The following is a 16,145-nucleotide window of genomic DNA, read 5'->3' as shown; positions in this document are numbered from 1 at the left end:
CGATAGCGGTGGGTCAGTGCAGCCTATGCCAACTGACCCACCGCTATCGCAGGCAAGCCAGCTCCCACACAAGCCAGCTCCCACAGGCCGGTCACACCGTGCTGCGATCCCGGCGCATCCACATCTCGAAGGCCCTGGCATTCAACGGCCGGCTGATCAGGTAGCCCTGGGCGGTGTCGCAATTCCATTGTTTGAGCAGTGCCAGGCTGGGCTCGAACTCCACCCCTTCGGCCACCACCTTGAGCCCCAGGTTGTGGCTCATCTCGATGGTCGAACGCACGATCACCGCGTCGCCGCTGGTGCTGTCGAGGTTGCGCACAAAGGACTGGTCGATCTTCAATTCCTGCACCGGCAGGCGCTGCAACTGGGCCAGGGACGAGTAGCCGGTGCCGAAGTCGTCCACCGACAGGCTGATGCCACAGCCGCGCAGTTGCTCAAGGATGCGCAAGGCCTGTTCCGGGTTGTGCATGATCGCGCTTTCGGTGATCTCGAAAATCAACTGCCCGGCCAGCACCCCATGCCGCTCCAGCAATTCGGTCACCCGTGGCGCCAGCCCTTCGTCGCCCAGGTCGTCCACCGAGATATTCAGCGACAGCTGCACCTCCAGCCCGCGCACGCTCCACTCTGCCAACTGGCGGATCGCCTCTTCGATCACCCAATGGGTCAGGCTGGCCATGCTGCCGGAGCGCTCGGCCAGGGGGATGAATTCGGCGGGCGACACCAGGCCCAGGGTCGGGTGCTGCCAGCGCAACAGCGCCTCGGCCTGGCGCACATAGCCATGGCGCAGGTCGAGCTTGGGCTGATAGCACAGGAACAGTTCGTCTTCGATGGCGGCGCGGCGCAGGTCGCGGATCAGGCTGATCTGGCGTTGATGGGCAAGGTCGCGGTCCTGTTGATAGATCTGCAAGTAGCCAGGCAACGCGGCCGCATCGTGGCGGGCAATGGCGGCGCGGCTGATCAGTTCTTCGACCTGCTGGCCATCTTCGGGGTAGGCGGCAATGCCCATGCTCACTTCGTGGCGCAGCTCGTCGCCACCGACCCGCTGCGGTTCGGTCAACAGGCTGTACAGGCGGTCGGCGCGGGCCACGGCGCTGTCGAGCTTGGTGTTTTCCAGCAACACGAGGAATTCACTGCCGGTAATGCGCGCCGCCGAATCCCCCGCCGCCAGGCTCGACAGCAGGCAGCGGCTGGCCTCACGCAGCATTTCCTCGACGCCCTGGGGGCCGAAGCCTTCGTTGATCACCCGGTAGTTTTCGATCCCCAGGTACAGCAACACCACCGGGCGCCGCGCACTGATCGCACTGCCCAGGCGCTCCATGGCCAGGGCGCGGTTGGGCAGGCCGGTCAATGCATCGTGCAGGGCGTTGTGTGCCAGTTGCCGTTCGCGCACGGCGATGCCGCTCTGCATCGCGTTGAAGGCCCGGGCCAACAGGCCGAACTCATCCTTGCCGCGCACCGCCACCGGCGTGCGGTAGTCACCGGCGCCGATGCGCTCGGCCGCCTGCACCAGGGCATCGAGCGGGCGCGACACCCGGCGCGCCATCAACAGTGCGCCCACCAGCGAGACCAGCAAGGCCGCCAGGGCAATGCCGAGAAATTGCCGGTCCAGCGGCGCGAAGGATTGCAGGGCCTGGTCCAGTGGGCTTTGCAGCAAGGCCATGACGTGCCCGCCATCCCCGGTGTTGGCCAGGGGCAGCACCTGGCTGAGAAAGCGCTGGCCGTGCAGTTGGCTCATCTGCGCCAGTTCGGCGGGATTGGGGTCATACAGCGCCTGGATAATGGCCGGGCGGTCGGCCAGGGGCTGGGTGCTGAACAAGGTGCCCGGCTGGCCCTGGTCCACGCTCATGAACGACACTTCCAGGTTGCTCAACGAGCGCAACTCGGCGGCAAACGCCTCATCCATGGAAAAACCCATGACCACCCGGGCAATGGGCAGTGGATCCAGCACCTCTTCCTGCACCAGCAGGAACGGCTGGCCGGCCAGGGCCACAATCAGCATTTGCAAGGAGTTGCGCCGGGCGTGGCGCAGCGCCTGGGCATAGGGAAAGACTTGCTGCGCAGGCACGCCGGCCAGGGTGCTGACGATGACCTGCCCATCGAGCCCCAGCACAAACACCTCGCTGGCACGGATCCCGCTGCCATGATGGCGCAGGGCGGCAAGGATCTGTGCCGGCTCGCCCGCAGCGACTGCACGGCGAAACTGCGCATCCACCGTCAGCCAGTCCAGGCCGTATTGCAGGCGCCGCCCGCGCAAGTCCAGCAACCGCTCGAACACTCGGCTGCCGGTCTCCAGTTGCACCTGGGCCTGGTTCTCCACGGCATGGGTAGTGGCCACTTTCACGGCAAAGTACACCGCGCCTACCACCACCAGCAGCAATAACGCCAACACCCCGGCCAGCCGCGCCTGGAAGGCGTGGCGCCATTTCATCCGCTTGCCTCCTGGTAGCGTGCCCGCGCCCCAGCTCAAGCGTCCTTTTGTCATACGCATCCCTCGCGACTGCAGGCCCGGCGTCAAATAAATGCCCGTTCATTCAGAACATTTGGAAAACCCAGATTAGCCGTCGCAGGGCAGAAGTAAACCTAATAAATACGGGCGGTGGGCTGACATTATTTTGACGACAAATCACCGGCTACACGGCGCGGGCCCGCATAAAATCGCCCCAGCGGCGCACCAGGTAGTTGTGCTCGTCCATCACCGAGTTCCACACGGCGATATGCCCCATGCGCTGCTCATAGGAGCCGCCATCGCGCACCTCGCCGACCTCGATCAGCGGCAGGCCATCGCTGCCCGGCAGCTCTTCGCGGGCGGGCAGGCCGGCGTACCAGTAGTCCCACTCGGCACGGCTCAGGTGGTCACGGCTGCGCGCCGGGTTGCCGATGTAGTAACCCTGGCGGGCCATCACCGCGCCGGGCCAACCCGACAGCCACCAGTTGAGGTAGGCGTAGGCGGCGTCCAGCACCGGACCTTTGGCGTGACGCGACAGCGACAGGCCGCCGAACCAGGCGCGGTAGCCTTCGCGGGGCACCGCCAGGCGGTATTTGACCCCGGCCCGATGCAGGCGCATCAAGGTCGGCGACCACAGGCTCTGGATATCGATGCTGGGGCTGAGCATCAAGTGCGCCGCTTCTTCATCGTCGGACCAGAACGCGGCGAAATGCCCTTCCTTCTGCTTGCGCACCAGGATCTCAGCCAGCACATCGATCTCTTCGATGCTCATATTGCCGATGTCGTTGAAGTGGGCCAGCCCCGCCCCCTGCACCGCCAACGCGGCATCCAGGGCGCCGATGGCCGCATCGCTTTGCAACGCGGTGCGTGCACGCCAGGCCGGGTCCAGCAGCCAGCCCCAGCTTTCGTTGCGGCGGCAAAAGCCGTCGGGCAAACGCTCGGGGCGGTAGGCAAAGCTGTCGGCGTTGTGGGTCAGGGGCAGCATGCTGATGCGCTCGGTAACGGCGCTGCCGAGGCTGCCGTCGTGCTGCACGAACAGGCGCTCGCTGGGCACGCTGCCGCTGCCCAGGCGGTCATTGGCACTCAGGCGCCCGCGCTTGGGCAGGTCGTTGATCTCGTGCCACAGGGCAATGCGCCGGGTGTCGATGGGCTGGATCGCCCGCGCCGGCCATACAAAATCGACGTTGTGAAACCACTGGTCGTAGAGGTCGTAGCTGTCGGGCTGCATCACCGCAATGCGCTGCGCCTGCGCCACATCGTGCACCTGGTACACCAGGCGAATGCCCAGCTCCTGTTCGGCGCGCACGCGCAACGCTTCGAGCAGGGTCACTGAAGTACCGAGGACACGTAGGGTAATCATGCTGCCAACCGCCGTGAGAACACCTCAAAGGAACGGCGCAACAACGCCGGGTCCAGGCCGCGCAGGATAAACACCAGGCGCGACTGGCGCTCCGTGCCCGGCCATGCAGGCAAATGAACCGGGGCATGCAGGCAATGCTGCACGCCATGAATGACGATGGGGGCCGAGCTTGCGTTCACGTTGAGCAGTCCTTTGACGCGAAGAATGCGTTCGCCATGGCATCTTAACAGCATCGACAACCAGACCCCGAAGCCCACCCAGTCCAGGGGTTGGTCGAAGGTCAGGCAACACACCTGCGCCGCACCGTGGGTAGAGGGCGTGGAAGACGCCTGATGCAGCCTCCAGCGCCCGACTTCCACGGCCGGCGTCGTGCTGCGCAGGCCCTCGCCCAGCAGCAGTTGATCGCCGCTATGCACCTCGCTGGCATTCAGGATCGGCGTGCCGGCGTTCAGCGCGGCCAGGTGCTGGCGCAGGCCATCGCCGTTATCCACCCGGTCGATCTTGCTCAGCAGCAGGCGATCAGCCGCCGCCACCTGGGCCAGCCATTCCGGGTGCAGGCGCTCTTGCAGGGCGGCGTGGCTGGCATCGACCAGGGTCACCACCAGGCCGATATGAAAGCGCCCGCGCAGTTGCATGTCGTTGTTCAAAGTGGCGAGGATCGGCGCCGGGTCGGCGAGGCCGGTGGTTTCCAGGATCACCCGTTTGAACGCCGGGATTTCCCCGCGCTCGCGGCGTTGCAGCAGGCCCAGCAGCGCGTCTTTCAACTCGCCGCGAATGGAACAGCAGATACAGCCGCTGGGCAGCAGCACGGTGTCGGGCGCAACGGCTTCGACCAGCAGGTGATCGATGCCGACATCGCCGAACTCATTGATCAGCAGCGCAGTCTCGCCGAGGCTTTCGCCTTGCAGCAGGCGCTTGAGCAAGGTGGTCTTGCCACTGCCGAGGAAGCCGGTGATGACATTCAGTGCGATGCTCATATTTATACCTCCCACATTTGATCTTCGCTGCTTTGAGTATTCTGAACGGCACCCAGATTTAAAGGCGTTGCGGGGTAGTTTCCAGGTGATCGAGCAGTTTGGGATCGAGGGGGTCCAGCGGGCGGCCGAGCATGCCTTCTGCCGCGCGCCACAACGCGTCCAGACCACTGGCCAATTCCTGCTTGCCGGTGGCGCCAAGCAGCAGGTAGGACGCGCCCTGGAAGTCTTCGACCTTGAGCCGGAACACCGCCAGCACCTGGTTGATCGCGGCAATCCGGCGCAGGCGTTCGCGGCGCCGGGGCAGTTCGTCGCCCAAAGGATCGCTCCAGTGCAGGTCTTCGCCCAGCAGTCCGCAGAGTCCACACATGGTCAGGCCCCGGTCATGGCATGACATCGCCAGCGTTCGGCCCCAGCGTCTGGCCGACAAACAGGTTGCCGCCCGGTTCGCTGGCCAGCAGCACCGCCGTGGGCGCCACTTCAGCGGCCAGGCCGAACCGCCCCAGGGGCAGCTCGGCGGCCTTGGCGCGCTTCCAGGTGTCGCTGATGCCGCTCACCAGGGGCGTCTCGATGGGGCCGGGGGCGATGGCGTTGACCAGCACATTGTCCTTGGCCACTTCCAGGGCCAGGGACTTGGTAAAACCCATCACCCCGGCCTTGGCCGCCGCGTAATGGGTGAGTTCGGCGCCGCCCTTGATCCCCAGTTGCGAGGCGATATTGATAATCCGCCCCCAGCGCTGGGCGAGCATATGGGGCAAGGCGCGCTGGCTGGCGATAAACACACTGGTCAGATCCACGCGCAGCATGTCGTTCCACTGCTCGATGGACAGGTCGACACAGCGTGCCTGGGTCAGCATGCCGGCGTTGTTGACCAGGATATCGATGCCGCCCCAGTGCGCGACGCAGGCATCGACACTGGCCTGGGCACCGTCGACGCTGCCGACATCGGCCAGGCATTCAAATACCTCGGCGCCGAGGTTGCGGCAGGTGATGGCGGTTTCGGCCAGGCTCGCGGCATCGCGGTCGGCCAGCAGCAGGCGGGCGCCTTCGACGGCATAGGCGCGGGCGATGGCAGCGCCTATGCCGCTGCCGGCGCCGGTGATCACGGCGCGGCGGTTGCTGAGTTGCGGCATGCGGATTCTCCTGTTGCTGAGACGGGTGAGCTTCCCTGTGGGAGCCGGCTTGCCCGTGATAGCGGCGTGTCAGCCAGCAAATCTGTCACTGACATACCGCTATCGCGGGCAAGCCCGCTCCCACATTTGGACTGCTTAGGGTTCAAGGGGGGTCAGTCGGGCCAGCGCACGGTCAGGCCACCATCAATCACGATGCTCTGCCCGGTCAGGTAGCTGGACGCCTCACTGGTCAAGAACTGCACCAGCGACGCCACTTCATCCGCCCGCCCGACCCGGCCCAACGGGATCGCCCGTGCGGCTTTTGCCAGGCCTTCGGGGCCGAGGGAGTTCTTGGCGTCCAGCGACTGCGGTGTCTCGATCAACCCCGGGATCACCGCGTTGCAGCGGATCCCCAACGGCGCCAGTTCCACCGCCAGCGAGCGGCACAAACCCGGTACGCCAGCCTTGGCCGCGGCGTAATGGGCGTGCTCCTGCCACCCGTACACGCCACCGGCAATCGACGAGATCGCCACCAGCGCCCCGCCCTCTTTCATCTGCCCGGTTGCCGCGCGGAAGGTGCGCATCACCCCGGTCAGGTCGATGTTGAGCATCTCGTCCCACAGCGCGTCGGTCATCTCCAGCAAGGGCGCGCGGCGCAACAGGCCGGCGTTGGCCACGGCGTAGTCGAGGCGGCCAAAATGCTGGGTGGCCTGCGCCGCCAGGTTATCCACCGAGGCGCTATCCCCCACGTCCAGCGGCAACATCAGGCATTCGCCAGCGGCCGCTTGCACCAGGCCCACGGTGGCTTGCGGGTCATGGGGATCGGCCGGGTAGTACCCGCCCACCACCGCCACGCCGGCGCGGGCATAGGCCACGGCGAGGGCTTGGCCGATGCCGCTGGCGGCACCGGTAATCAAGGAGACTTTACGGTTCATCAAACACTCCTTACTGGACGGTTTCCGGGCGCACATGGCGGGCGGCAAACATCAGCGCGCCAGAGAGCAAGCACGGCAGCGCGCCGAAATACAGGGCGGCGGTCTGCCAATCGCTGCCTGAGGACAGCACCTGGGTCGCGCCAAAGCCGGCGACTACCGCGCCCAGCGGGCCCATGGCATGGATGATCGCGCCGCCGGTGGCGCGGATGCTGGTGGGGAAACTTTCACTGATAAAAAACAGCGCCGCCGAGTACGGGCCGATCAAAAAGAACAGGCCCAGGCTGTACAGCCCGACCACCATGGGCATCGTGCTCGGGCCGTAGAGCATGCCGGCAAACGCCAGGCCGCCGAGCATCCAGCCCAGGCCGATGACATTGCGCCGGCCGATCTTGTCGCCCATCCAGCCGTGGCACAGGTAGCCGCAGTAGCCCACCAGGTTGGACAGCACCAGGATGATCAGCGAGTTCTCGAACGAGATCTGGTGCACGCTGATGATCACCGAGGTGCCCAGCACGCTGAACACCTGGATCGCCGCCCAGTTGAGCAGGATCGCCGCGCCGATCACCAGGGTTGCCCGGCGTGCCGGACCACGGAAGGCCGCCTTGAGGCCGGCCTTGCTGTGTTCGTCGTAGTCCACGCCGTAGGTCAGCGCGACGTTCTGCGCCTCGCTCACCGCGCCGCGCTTGCGCAATTGGGTGATGCGCTGGTGGATCTGGAACTGCGGGCTCTCCTTGAGCTTGCGCGCCATGACCGCAATGACGATGGCCGGGATCGCGGCGAAGATAAAGCAGCCCTGCCAGCCGATGATCGGCAACAGCAGCGCCGTCAGGCCCGCCGCGATCAGCGCGCCGACCGGCCAGCCGCCCTGTACCAGGCTGTAGATAAAGCCGCGACGCTTGGCCAATTTCGGGTCGTCGGAGGCCGCATACAGCTCGCTCAGGTAGGTGGCGTTGACCGTTTCCTCGGCATAGCCCAGGCCGCCCAGGGAGCGGATCAGGATCAGCGGCGACTTGCCCCACGCGCCGCCGATGGCGGTCAGCGCCGAGCACACGGCAGAGCCGGCGACGGTGAAGATAATCCCGGTGCGCCGCCCCAGCCTGTCCACCAGCGGGCCGATGGCCAGGGCGACGACCGCCGTCCCCACCGCGACCCAGGTCGCGATCTCGGCTTGCTCCACTTCACCCCAGCCAAAGTGCCGGCCGATTTCCGGCAACAGCGTGCCGAACAGGATGAAGTCATACACCGCGAACACCCAGGCAAAAAATGCAATCCAGGTGGCAAAGCGTACCTCCTTGGCCGTCAGTTGCCGGGGTTTCCAGCCAGTCAGGTCGAGCTTGTTGTAGATAGACATGGATCGCGCCTCGATGGGGGCAAAGGGTCAGGTACGGGGTTGGCGGCGGATAAAGTCGTCGGCGATTTCGTCGAAGGTGACGAAGCGCACGCCGGCATGGCCCTGGATGTGTTCGATCAAGCGTTCCAGCATCAACAGCACTTGCGGACGGCCCGACACGTCGGGGTGGATGGTCATGGTGAACACGGCGTGTTCGTGTTCGCGGTAGACCCAGTCGAACTGGTCGCGCCACATTTCTTCAAGGTGCCGCGGGTTGACGAAGCCGTGGCTGTTGGGCGCCTTCTTGATAAACATCATCGGCGGCAGGTCGTCGAGGTACCAGTTGGCGGGGATCTCCACCAGGTCGGTTTCTGCGCCGCGCACCAGGGGTTTCATCCAGGTGTCGGGGTGCTGGCTGTAGTCGATCTTGGTCCAGCTGTCGCCCTTGCGTACGTAGTAGGGGTGGAAGTCGTTGTGCATCAGGCTGTGGTCGTACTTGATGCCCTTTTTCAGCAGCAGCTCGTTGGTCACCTTGCTAAATTCCCACCAGGGCGCGACGTAGCCGGTGGGGCGCTTGCCAGTGACCTGGGTGATCAGTTCGATGGACTTGTCGAGGACGATTTCTTCCTGCTCGGCCGTCATCGCGATGGGGTTTTCATGGCTGTAGCCATGCACGCCGATTTCGTGGCCGGCATCGGCCACGGCCTTCATCTGCTCGGGGAAGGTTTCCATCGAATGCCCGGGGATAAACCAGGTGGTGCGCAGGCCGTAGCGCTCGAACAACTTGAGCAGGCGTGGCGCGCCGATTTCACCGGCGAACAGGCCACGGGAAATGTCATCGGGTGAGTCTTCACCACCGTAGGAACCGAGCCAGCCGGCGACGGCGTCAACGTCGACGCCAAATGCACAGAGAATGTCTTTAGCCATGGTGTGTCTCCTTGAAGCGTGAGTGCTCGTCGCGGCCGCTGGCAAAATCCCCGGCCATTGCAGGGGCCTTTGACATCCAGCCCACCTAAAACGTACATATTAATAAAATGTACATTTTATAAAGGCAGGTTTCGTGCCAGCCGTTCAGCACACGGCAGCCTGGTCTCTGGCGATATCGCCAAGACCTACGGGCTAGGGGGGTGTCGAGTCCGGGAAAAAATCGTGCAGGGCTTCAGGGATGGCTCTTCAATGAAATAATGTATCTTTTATAAATAAATACATTTTAGTGCAGAAAAGTAACAGCCCTAGATTCCAGGCCCCAAAAAAGCGCCGCCGATGTGGCGCAGAGTGACAGGCGCATCTATGAGAGAATCCCCGGCCACCGTCCTACATGCCCCAGAGAAAGCAATGAAAGCAGTGTCCGCCTCGGCCTCCCGTTACACGATGATTCACCAGTTGTTGCGGGATGCGATCGTCAGCGGCACCGCGCGCCACGGGCTGGTCCTGCTGGAGGCGCCGCTGGCCGAACTGTTCGGCACCAGCCGCGTGCCGGTGCGCAAGGCCCTGGACCTGCTGCATACAGAAGGCCTGATCTGCCGTTTCGATGGCCGGGGCTACCTGATCAACCCCGAAGGCCTGGCGCTGGAGCCACTGCGCCTGCCCCTGAGCCCTGCACACCTGGGCCTGAACGGCGACGATGAGCTGGTAGACACCCGGCCCCTGGGCGAGCGGATCGTCGAGGAAATCGGCGCGGCGCTGTCCACTTGTGTCGCCTTCGGCCACTACCGCCTCGATGAACAGGCCGCCGCCGATCACTATGGCGTCAGCCGCGCGGTGGTGCGTGAAGCCTTGATGCGCCTGCGCGACCGTGGCCTGGTGGAAAAGGAGCCGTACTCGCAATGGCTGGCCGGGCCGCTGACCGCCCGGGAAGTCACCGAAGACTACGAACTGCGCGCCTGCCTGGAGCCCGAAGCCCTGCGCCAGAGCGCCCCAGGCCTGGCGCGCGAGGTGCTCGAAGCCATGTTGCAACGGGTGATCGACGCGCAAGACCGCGCCCATTGCAGCCTGGAAGATATCGAACAGCTGGAAGCCGACCTGCACCAGCACTGCCTGGCAGGCCTGCAGAACCGCAAGATCGCCGCCCTGATCCGCCAGGGCCAGAGCCCGATGATCATCAGCCGGATTTTCTATCGCCTGCTGGGCATCGGCGCCGATCCTGCGATGCTCGCCGAACACCGGTTGATCCTGGAATTGCTGCTGCATGGGGCGTTCGATGCGGCGGCGCTGAACCTGCGCGAGCATTTGCAGCGGGCACGGCAACGCATGTTGCAGCGCTTGAAGGTGTTGTCGGTATTACCGGAGCAGCCGTTGCCGGGCTACCTCAAGAAACTCAGCTGACCTGCTCGTTCCCACGCTCCGCGTGGGAATGCCGCCTTGGACGCTCTGCGTCCGCTCTTGGGACGCGGAGCGTCCTGGGGATGCATTCCCACGCAGAGCGTGGGAACGAGCAGGCGAGCAGTTGGGGTTAATATCATGCAATTTGTTGCTAAGCACCCCGCGCCATTGAAACCACCGCCGACCCGCCCCATCTAACCTCCATACTTCCCTATGCAGGTGCCCCATGAGCGACCAGCAAGAATTCCCCGATATCGACCTCAACGACTACGCCGACCCCGAAAACGCCCAAACCCCGTCGTCCAACACCGGCCTGGCCCTGCCTGGGCAGAACCTGCCGGACAAGGTCTATATCATCCCGATCCACAACCGCCCGTTCTTCCCGGCGCAAGTGTTGCCGGTGATCGTCAATGAAGAGCCCTGGGCCGAGACCCTGGAGCTGGTGAGCAAATCCGACCACCACTCCCTGGCGCTGTTCTTCATGGACACCCCGCCCGAAGACCCACGGCATTTCGATACCTCCGCCCTGCCGCTGTACGGCACCCTGGTCAAGGTGCATCACGCCAGCCGCGAAAACGGCAAGCTGCAATTCGTCGCCCAGGGCCTGACCCGCGTGCGCATCAAGACCTGGCTCAAGCACCATCGCCCACCGTACCTGGTGGAAGTCGAATACCCGCACCAGCCCAGCGAGCCGACCGATGAGGTCAAGGCCTACGGCATGGCGCTGATCAATGCGATCAAGGAGCTGCTGCCGCTCAACCCGCTGTACAGCGAAGAGTTGAAGAACTACCTCAACCGCTTCAGCCCCAACGACCCGTCGCCCCTGACCGACTTCGCCGCCGCGCTGACCTCGGCCACCGGTAACGAGTTGCAGGAAGTGCTGGACTGCGTGCCGATGCTCAAGCGCATGGAAAAAGTCTTGCCGATGCTGCGCAAAGAGGTGGAAGTTGCGCGCCTGCAAAAGGAAATCTCCGCCGAGGTGAACCGCAAGATCGGTGAGCACCAACGCGAATTCTTCCTCAAGGAACAGCTCAAGGTGATCCAGCAGGAGCTGGGGCTGACCAAGGACGACCGCAGCGCCGACGTCGAGCAGTTCGAGCAACGCCTGGAAGGCAAGGTGCTGCCGGCCCAGGCGCGCAAGCGCATCGATGAAGAACTCAACAAGCTGTCGATCCTGGAAACCGGCTCGCCGGAATACGCGGTGACACGCAACTACCTGGACTGGGCCACCTCGGTGCCGTGGGGCGTGTATGGAGAGGACAAGCTCGACCTCAAGCACGCGCGCAAAGTCCTGGATAAACACCATGCGGGGCTGGACGACATCAAGAGTCGCATCCTCGAGTTCCTGGCCGTGGGCGCCTATAAAGGCGAGGTCGCCGGTTCCATCGTGCTGCTGGTGGGCCCGCCGGGCGTGGGCAAGACCAGTGTCGGCAAATCGATTGCCGAGTCCCTGGGCCGGCCGTTCTACCGCTTCAGCGTCGGCGGCATGCGCGACGAGGCCGAGATCAAGGGCCATCGCCGTACCTACATCGGCGCCCTGCCGGGCAAGCTGGTGCAGGCGCTTAAAGATGTGGAAGTGATGAACCCGGTGATCATGCTCGACGAGATCGACAAGATGGGCCAGAGCTTCCAGGGCGACCCGGCGTCGGCCCTGCTGGAAACCCTCGACCCGGAACAGAACGTCGAATTCCTCGACCACTACCTGGACCTGCGCCTGGACCTGTCCAAAGTGCTGTTCGTGTGCACCGCCAACACCCTGGACTCGATCCCCGGCCCGTTGCTGGACCGCATGGAAGTGATTCGCCTGTCGGGCTATATCACCGAAGAAAAAGTCGCCATCGCCAAGCGCCACCTGTGGCCCAAGCAGTTGGAAAAAGCCGGCGTGGCAAAAACCAGCCTGAGCATCACCGACGGCGCCCTGCGCGCCCTGATCGACGGCTATGCCCGCGAAGCCGGGGTGCGCCAGCTGGAGAAGCAACTGGGCAAGCTGGTGCGCAAGGCGGTGGTCAAGCTGCTGGATGAGCCGGACTCGGTGATCAAGATCGGCAACAAGGACCTGGAAAGCTCCCTGGGCATGCCGGTGTTCCGCAACGAGCAAGTGCTGTCGGGCACCGGGGTGATTACCGGCCTGGCCTGGACCAGCATGGGCGGCGCGACCTTGCCGATCGAGGCGACGCGCATCCACACGCTCAATCGCGGCTTCAAGCTCACCGGGCAGTTGGGTGACGTGATGAAGGAATCCGCCGAAATCGCCTATAGCTACATCAGCTCCAACCTGAAGTCGTTTGGCGGTGACCCGAAGTTCTTCGATGAAGCCTTCGTGCACCTGCACGTGCCGGAAGGCGCCACGCCCAAAGACGGCCCGAGTGCCGGGGTGACCATGGCCAGTGCGTTGCTGTCGCTGGCGCGCAACCAGCCGCCGAAAAAAGGCGTGGCCATGACCGGCGAACTGACCCTGACCGGGCATGTACTGCCGATTGGCGGCGTGCGCGAGAAGGTGATTGCGGCGCGGCGCCAGAAGATCCATGAACTGATCCTGCCCGAGCCCAACCGGGGCAGCTTTGAAGAGTTGCCGGAGTACCTCAAGGACGGCATGACAGTGCACTTTGCCAAGCGGTTTGCGGATGTGGCCAAGGTGTTGTTCTGATAGATCTGTAGCGTCGGCACTGGCCTCATCGCGGGCAAGCCCGCTCCCACATTTTGATGTGTGAACACATTCAAGTGTGGGAGCGGGCTTGCCCGCGATGAGGCCGGCACAGCCAACATAAATACCACCCTGTAACACCTTGTCTCATCTTCGGTTATGCTCGCCCTTCGTCGCCAATAAACGGAGCCTTCATGACCGCTGCCCGCCTGCTTCTTGCCCTAAGCCTCGCCCTGCTCGCGGCTTGCGCCAGTGCACCGAAGCAAAACGTCACCGTGGAAAAACAAAGCGCCTGCCCGCTCAAGCTCAAGGCCGGGCAAAACCTGACCCTGACCTTGCCGAGCAACCCCACCACCGGTTATCGCTGGGCGATCCAGGATTCGGCCGGCGGCGTGCTGCGCAGCCTCGGCCCCGAGGTCTACAGCAACCCCGAGGACGCCGGCGTGGTCGGTGCTGCCGGGCAATCCACCTGGCGCTTCCAGGCCTTTACCGCCGGTAGCGGCCGCCTGCGCCTGACCTCCCAACAACCCTGGGCCCCGGAAGTGAATCCGGTGGACACCTTTGACTGCGCCATTACGGTGAACTGATATGCCATGGATGATTCTTGCGTTGATGGGTGCGGCTACCTTTATCTACGGCCTGAGCACGCACGCCACCTTGCTTTGCCTGTTGGTCAAGCCGCTGCCGGTCTTGGCGCTGTTGGGTTGGCTGCATGATGCGCCGCCCAGCGACTATCGACGCTGGATCAGCCTGGGGCTGATTTTCTCCCTGGTGGGCGATGTATTGCTGGCCTGGCCCGGCGACCTGTTTATCTTTGGCCTGGGCGCGTTTTTGTTCGCGCACCTGGCGTACCTCAAGGCCTACTTCAGCGACTGCCGCCGTGCAGCGCTGCCTGCCTTGATACTGGCGCTGGTGGTTGGCGCAATCTTGCTGAGCATCCTGATTTCCCACGGTCTGGGCGACTTGCTGGTTCCGGTGGTGGTGTATGCGCTGGTGATCAGCGCCATGCTCTGGCGTGCGTTGGCCCGGTTGGGCAGCGATGTGCCCAAGCGCTCGGCACAATTGGCGGCGGCCGGGGCGGCGTCGTTTGTGTTTTCCGACACGCTGATCGGCATCAACCGCTTTGTGGTGACCTTCGATGCCGCGCCGTATCTGTTGATCATTACCTATTGGTTGGGGCAATGGGGCATCACCGCATCGGCTTTCCATCAGACAACCCGCGCATCGCCTCGCCAACCTGGCTAAAATGCCGGCCTTTTCCACTTCGTCGCCGGAACAGCCGTGAGCAAAGAACCCGATCGCCTATTCGCCCAGCCCTTGCCCCAGGTGCCGGACTTCGCCTTTAACGAGGACGTGGTACGGGTGTTCCCGGACATGATCAAGCGTTCGGTGCCCGGTTACCCGACCATTGTCGAGAACCTCGGCGTGCTGGCGGCGCAGTTCGCCCAGCCGGGCAGCGTGCTGTATGACCTGGGTTCGTCCCTGGGCGCGGTGACCCAGGCCCTGCGGCGCCATGTGCGCACCGACGGCTGCCGGGTGATCGCGGTGGATAACTCGGCGGCGATGGTCGAGCGCTGCCGCGAATACCTCAACGGCCAGGACTCGATGTTCCAGGAGCTGTTGCCGGTGCAGGTGATCGAAGGCGATATCCTCGCCCTGCAGTTTCAGCCGGCCTCGGTGGTGGCGCTGAACTTCACCCTGCAATTCATTGCCCCCGAGGAGCGCCTGGCGCTGCTTGGGCGGATTCGCCAGGCGCTGCTGCCCGGTGGCGCGCTGATTCTTTCGGAAAAACTGCGCTTCAATGATGCCGAGGAACACGCGCTGCTCACCGACCTGCATGTGGCGTTCAAGCGCGCCAACGGCTACAGCGAACTGGAAATCGCCCAGAAGCGCAGCGCCATCGAAAACGTCATGAAGCCCGACAGCCTCGAAGAACACCGCGAACGCCTGCTGGCGGCCGGGTTCTCGAAAGTCGTGCCGTGGTTCCAGTGTCTTAACTTTGCCTCGTTGATTGCCTTGCCATGATTGATCTGTCTCCCCTCGCCCGCCATCTGGTCGGCACTCCCCTGGCCGTCTGGGCCCAGGGCCTGCAAGCACAACTCGATGCAAAAATGGAAAAGGGCCATGGCGACCTGGCGCGCTGGCAAAGTGCGCTGGACGCATTGCCCAAGATCCTGCCGAGCGAAGTCGACCTGCTGAACGGCCTGACCCTCGACACCGCTTGCGATGACGCCACCCGTGAGCAGATGCATGCCGCGCTGATGGGCCTGAGCCCGTGGCGCAAAGGCCCGTTCAACCTGTTCGGGGTGCATGTAGACACCGAATGGCGCTCGGACTGGAAATGGTCGCGGGTCGCACCGCACCTGAACCTTGCGGGCAAGCGCATCCTCGATGTGGGCTGTGGCAACGGCTATTACATGTGGCGCATGCTCGGCGCCGGGGCCGACAGCGTGATTGGCGTCGACCCCAACTGGCTGTTCTTCTGCCAGTTCCAGGCGGTGCAGCGCTACCTGTCGGCCCCTAACGCCTGGCACCTGCCGTTCCCCTTCGAGGACCTGCCGCCGAACATGGAAGGTTTCGACACGGTATTCTCCATGGGCGTGTTCTACCACCGCCGCTCGCCCATCGAGCATTTGCTGGCGCTCAAGGACTGCCTGGTCAAGGGCGGCGAACTGGTGCTGGAAACGTTGGTGATCGAGGGTGATCAACAACAGGTACTGGTGCCAGAAGACCGTTACGCACAGATGCGTAATGTGTGGTTCCTGCCTTCGGTGCCGGCGCTGATGCTATGGCTGCGGCGTGCCGGGTTCAGTGAGGTGCGTTGCGTGGATGTGAGCGTGACCACGCTCGAGGAACAGCGTGGCACCGAGTGGATGAAGTATCAGTCCTTGAGTGACTTCCTCGATCCTGAGGACCACAGCAAGACGATTGAAGGGCTGCCGGCGCCGATGCGGGCGGTGATCATCGCCAAGAAGTAACCCCCAATCTCCCTGAGAAAATGCAGATCAAAAATGTGGGAGCA

General features: G+C 63.9%; 14 protein-coding genes. 6 read left to right on the top strand and 8 right to left on the bottom strand.

All coding sequences use genetic code 11. From position 1 onward, the window contains the following. Positions 1 to 91 precede the first annotated feature (91 nt). The 8 genes from AC07W7_RS25255 to AC07W7_RS25220 form a co-directional block, all read right to left on the bottom strand. The gene (locus tag AC07W7_RS25255) at positions 92 to 2,428 is read right to left on the bottom strand and encodes a putative bifunctional diguanylate cyclase/phosphodiesterase (protein WP_495040327.1); all 2,337 of its coding nucleotides are present in this window, start codon (positions 2,426 to 2,428) and stop codon (positions 92 to 94) included. A gap of 202 nt (positions 2,429 to 2,630) precedes the next feature. Continuing rightward, positions 2,631 to 3,806, bottom strand: a complete 1,176-nt coding sequence (locus tag AC07W7_RS25250) for an ABC transporter substrate-binding protein (RefSeq protein WP_099167693.1) — start codon at positions 3,804 to 3,806, stop codon at positions 2,631 to 2,633. Further along, positions 3,803 to 4,783, bottom strand: a complete 981-nt coding sequence (locus AC07W7_RS25245) for a CobW family GTP-binding protein (RefSeq protein WP_495040326.1) — start codon at positions 4,781 to 4,783, stop codon at positions 3,803 to 3,805. Before AC07W7_RS25245 ends, AC07W7_RS25250 begins: the two co-directional genes overlap by 4 nt. Positions 4,784 to 4,841: 58 nt before the next feature. After that, positions 4,842 to 5,150, bottom strand: a complete 309-nt coding sequence (locus AC07W7_RS25240; RefSeq protein WP_495040325.1) for a hypothetical protein — start codon at positions 5,148 to 5,150, stop codon at positions 4,842 to 4,844. A 13-nt stretch (positions 5,151 to 5,163) separates the two neighbouring features. After that, positions 5,164 to 5,913, bottom strand: coding sequence for an SDR family NAD(P)-dependent oxidoreductase (locus AC07W7_RS25235; RefSeq protein WP_076962378.1), 750 nt, complete (start codon positions 5,911 to 5,913; stop codon positions 5,164 to 5,166). A gap of 152 nt (positions 5,914 to 6,065) precedes the next feature. Beyond that, entirely contained in the window at positions 6,066 to 6,827 is a 762-nt protein-coding gene (locus AC07W7_RS25230; RefSeq protein WP_495040324.1) for an SDR family NAD(P)-dependent oxidoreductase, read from the bottom strand. A 10-nt stretch (positions 6,828 to 6,837) separates the two neighbouring features. Further along, positions 6,838 to 8,178, bottom strand: coding sequence for an MFS transporter (locus tag AC07W7_RS25225; protein WP_099167691.1), 1,341 nt, complete (start codon positions 8,176 to 8,178; stop codon positions 6,838 to 6,840). 27 nt (positions 8,179 to 8,205) lie between these two features. Beyond that, complete coding sequence (locus AC07W7_RS25220; RefSeq protein WP_099167690.1) at positions 8,206 to 9,084, bottom strand: polysaccharide deacetylase family protein; 879 nt, start codon at positions 9,082 to 9,084, stop codon at positions 8,206 to 8,208. Between the two features lie 408 nt (positions 9,085 to 9,492). Here AC07W7_RS25220 and AC07W7_RS25215 point away from each other — a divergent pair, with 408 nt between their 5' ends. From AC07W7_RS25215 to cmoB, 6 genes are all read left to right on the top strand, one after another. Further along, a complete protein-coding gene (locus AC07W7_RS25215) occupies positions 9,493 to 10,482 on the top strand; it encodes a GntR family transcriptional regulator (protein WP_495040323.1) in 990 nt (329 codons plus the stop codon). Positions 10,483 to 10,705: 223 nt separating this feature from the next. After that, on the top strand, positions 10,706 to 13,126 hold the full coding sequence (gene lon / locus AC07W7_RS25210; RefSeq protein WP_076962373.1) for an endopeptidase La: 2,421 nt from the start codon (positions 10,706 to 10,708) through the stop codon (positions 13,124 to 13,126). Positions 13,127 to 13,317: 191 nt separating this feature from the next. Next, a complete protein-coding gene (locus tag AC07W7_RS25205; protein WP_076962372.1) occupies positions 13,318 to 13,710 on the top strand; it encodes a protease inhibitor I42 family protein in 393 nt (130 codons plus the stop codon). Between the two features lies 1 nt (position 13,711). Continuing rightward, positions 13,712 to 14,368, top strand: coding sequence for a lysoplasmalogenase (locus AC07W7_RS25200; RefSeq protein WP_495040322.1), 657 nt, complete (start codon positions 13,712 to 13,714; stop codon positions 14,366 to 14,368). Positions 14,369 to 14,404: 36 nt separating this feature from the next. Beyond that, the gene (gene cmoA, locus AC07W7_RS25195) at positions 14,405 to 15,148 is read left to right on the top strand and encodes a carboxy-S-adenosyl-L-methionine synthase CmoA (protein WP_076962370.1); all 744 of its coding nucleotides are present in this window, start codon (positions 14,405 to 14,407) and stop codon (positions 15,146 to 15,148) included. After that, positions 15,145 to 16,101, top strand: coding sequence for a tRNA 5-methoxyuridine(34)/uridine 5-oxyacetic acid(34) synthase CmoB (gene cmoB, locus AC07W7_RS25190; RefSeq protein WP_076962369.1), 957 nt, complete (start codon positions 15,145 to 15,147; stop codon positions 16,099 to 16,101). The genes cmoA and cmoB overlap by 4 nt, the downstream gene beginning before the upstream one ends. Positions 16,102 to 16,145 lie beyond the last annotated feature (44 nt).

Source organism: Pseudomonas sp. GW821-FHT01D09 (genome assembly GCF_059422465.1).
The sequence above is the reverse complement of the archived record's forward strand: the minus strand, read 5'-3'. Positions and strand labels throughout refer to the sequence as shown.

Bases quoted from the DNA above. Each gene is read 5' to 3' on its own strand.
- lon (WP_076962373.1), top strand. From the start codon at position 10,706: ATGAGCGACCAGCAAGAATTCCCCGATATCGACCTCAACGACTACGCC.
- AC07W7_RS25245 (WP_495040326.1), bottom strand. From the start codon at position 4,783: ATGAGCATCGCACTGAATGTCATCACCGGCTTCCTCGGCAGTGGCAAG.
- cmoB (WP_076962369.1), top strand. From the start codon at position 15,145: ATGATTGATCTGTCTCCCCTCGCCCGCCATCTGGTCGGCACTCCCCTG.
- AC07W7_RS25220 (WP_099167690.1), bottom strand. From the start codon at position 9,084: ATGGCTAAAGACATTCTCTGTGCATTTGGCGTCGACGTTGACGCCGTC.
- AC07W7_RS25200 (WP_495040322.1), top strand. From the start codon at position 13,712: ATGCCATGGATGATTCTTGCGTTGATGGGTGCGGCTACCTTTATCTAC.
- AC07W7_RS25240 (WP_495040325.1), bottom strand. From the start codon at position 5,150: ATGTGTGGACTCTGCGGACTGCTGGGCGAAGACCTGCACTGGAGCGAT.
- AC07W7_RS25205 (WP_076962372.1), top strand. From the start codon at position 13,318: ATGACCGCTGCCCGCCTGCTTCTTGCCCTAAGCCTCGCCCTGCTCGCG.
- AC07W7_RS25230 (WP_495040324.1), bottom strand. From the start codon at position 6,827: ATGAACCGTAAAGTCTCCTTGATTACCGGTGCCGCCAGCGGCATCGGC.
- AC07W7_RS25235 (WP_076962378.1), bottom strand. From the start codon at position 5,913: ATGCCGCAACTCAGCAACCGCCGCGCCGTGATCACCGGCGCCGGCAGC.
- AC07W7_RS25255 (WP_495040327.1), bottom strand. From the start codon at position 2,428: ATGAAATGGCGCCACGCCTTCCAGGCGCGGCTGGCCGGGGTGTTGGCG.
- AC07W7_RS25250 (WP_099167693.1), bottom strand. From the start codon at position 3,806: ATGATTACCCTACGTGTCCTCGGTACTTCAGTGACCCTGCTCGAAGCG.
- AC07W7_RS25215 (WP_495040323.1), top strand. From the start codon at position 9,493: ATGAAAGCAGTGTCCGCCTCGGCCTCCCGTTACACGATGATTCACCAG.
- AC07W7_RS25225 (WP_099167691.1), bottom strand. From the start codon at position 8,178: ATGTCTATCTACAACAAGCTCGACCTGACTGGCTGGAAACCCCGGCAA.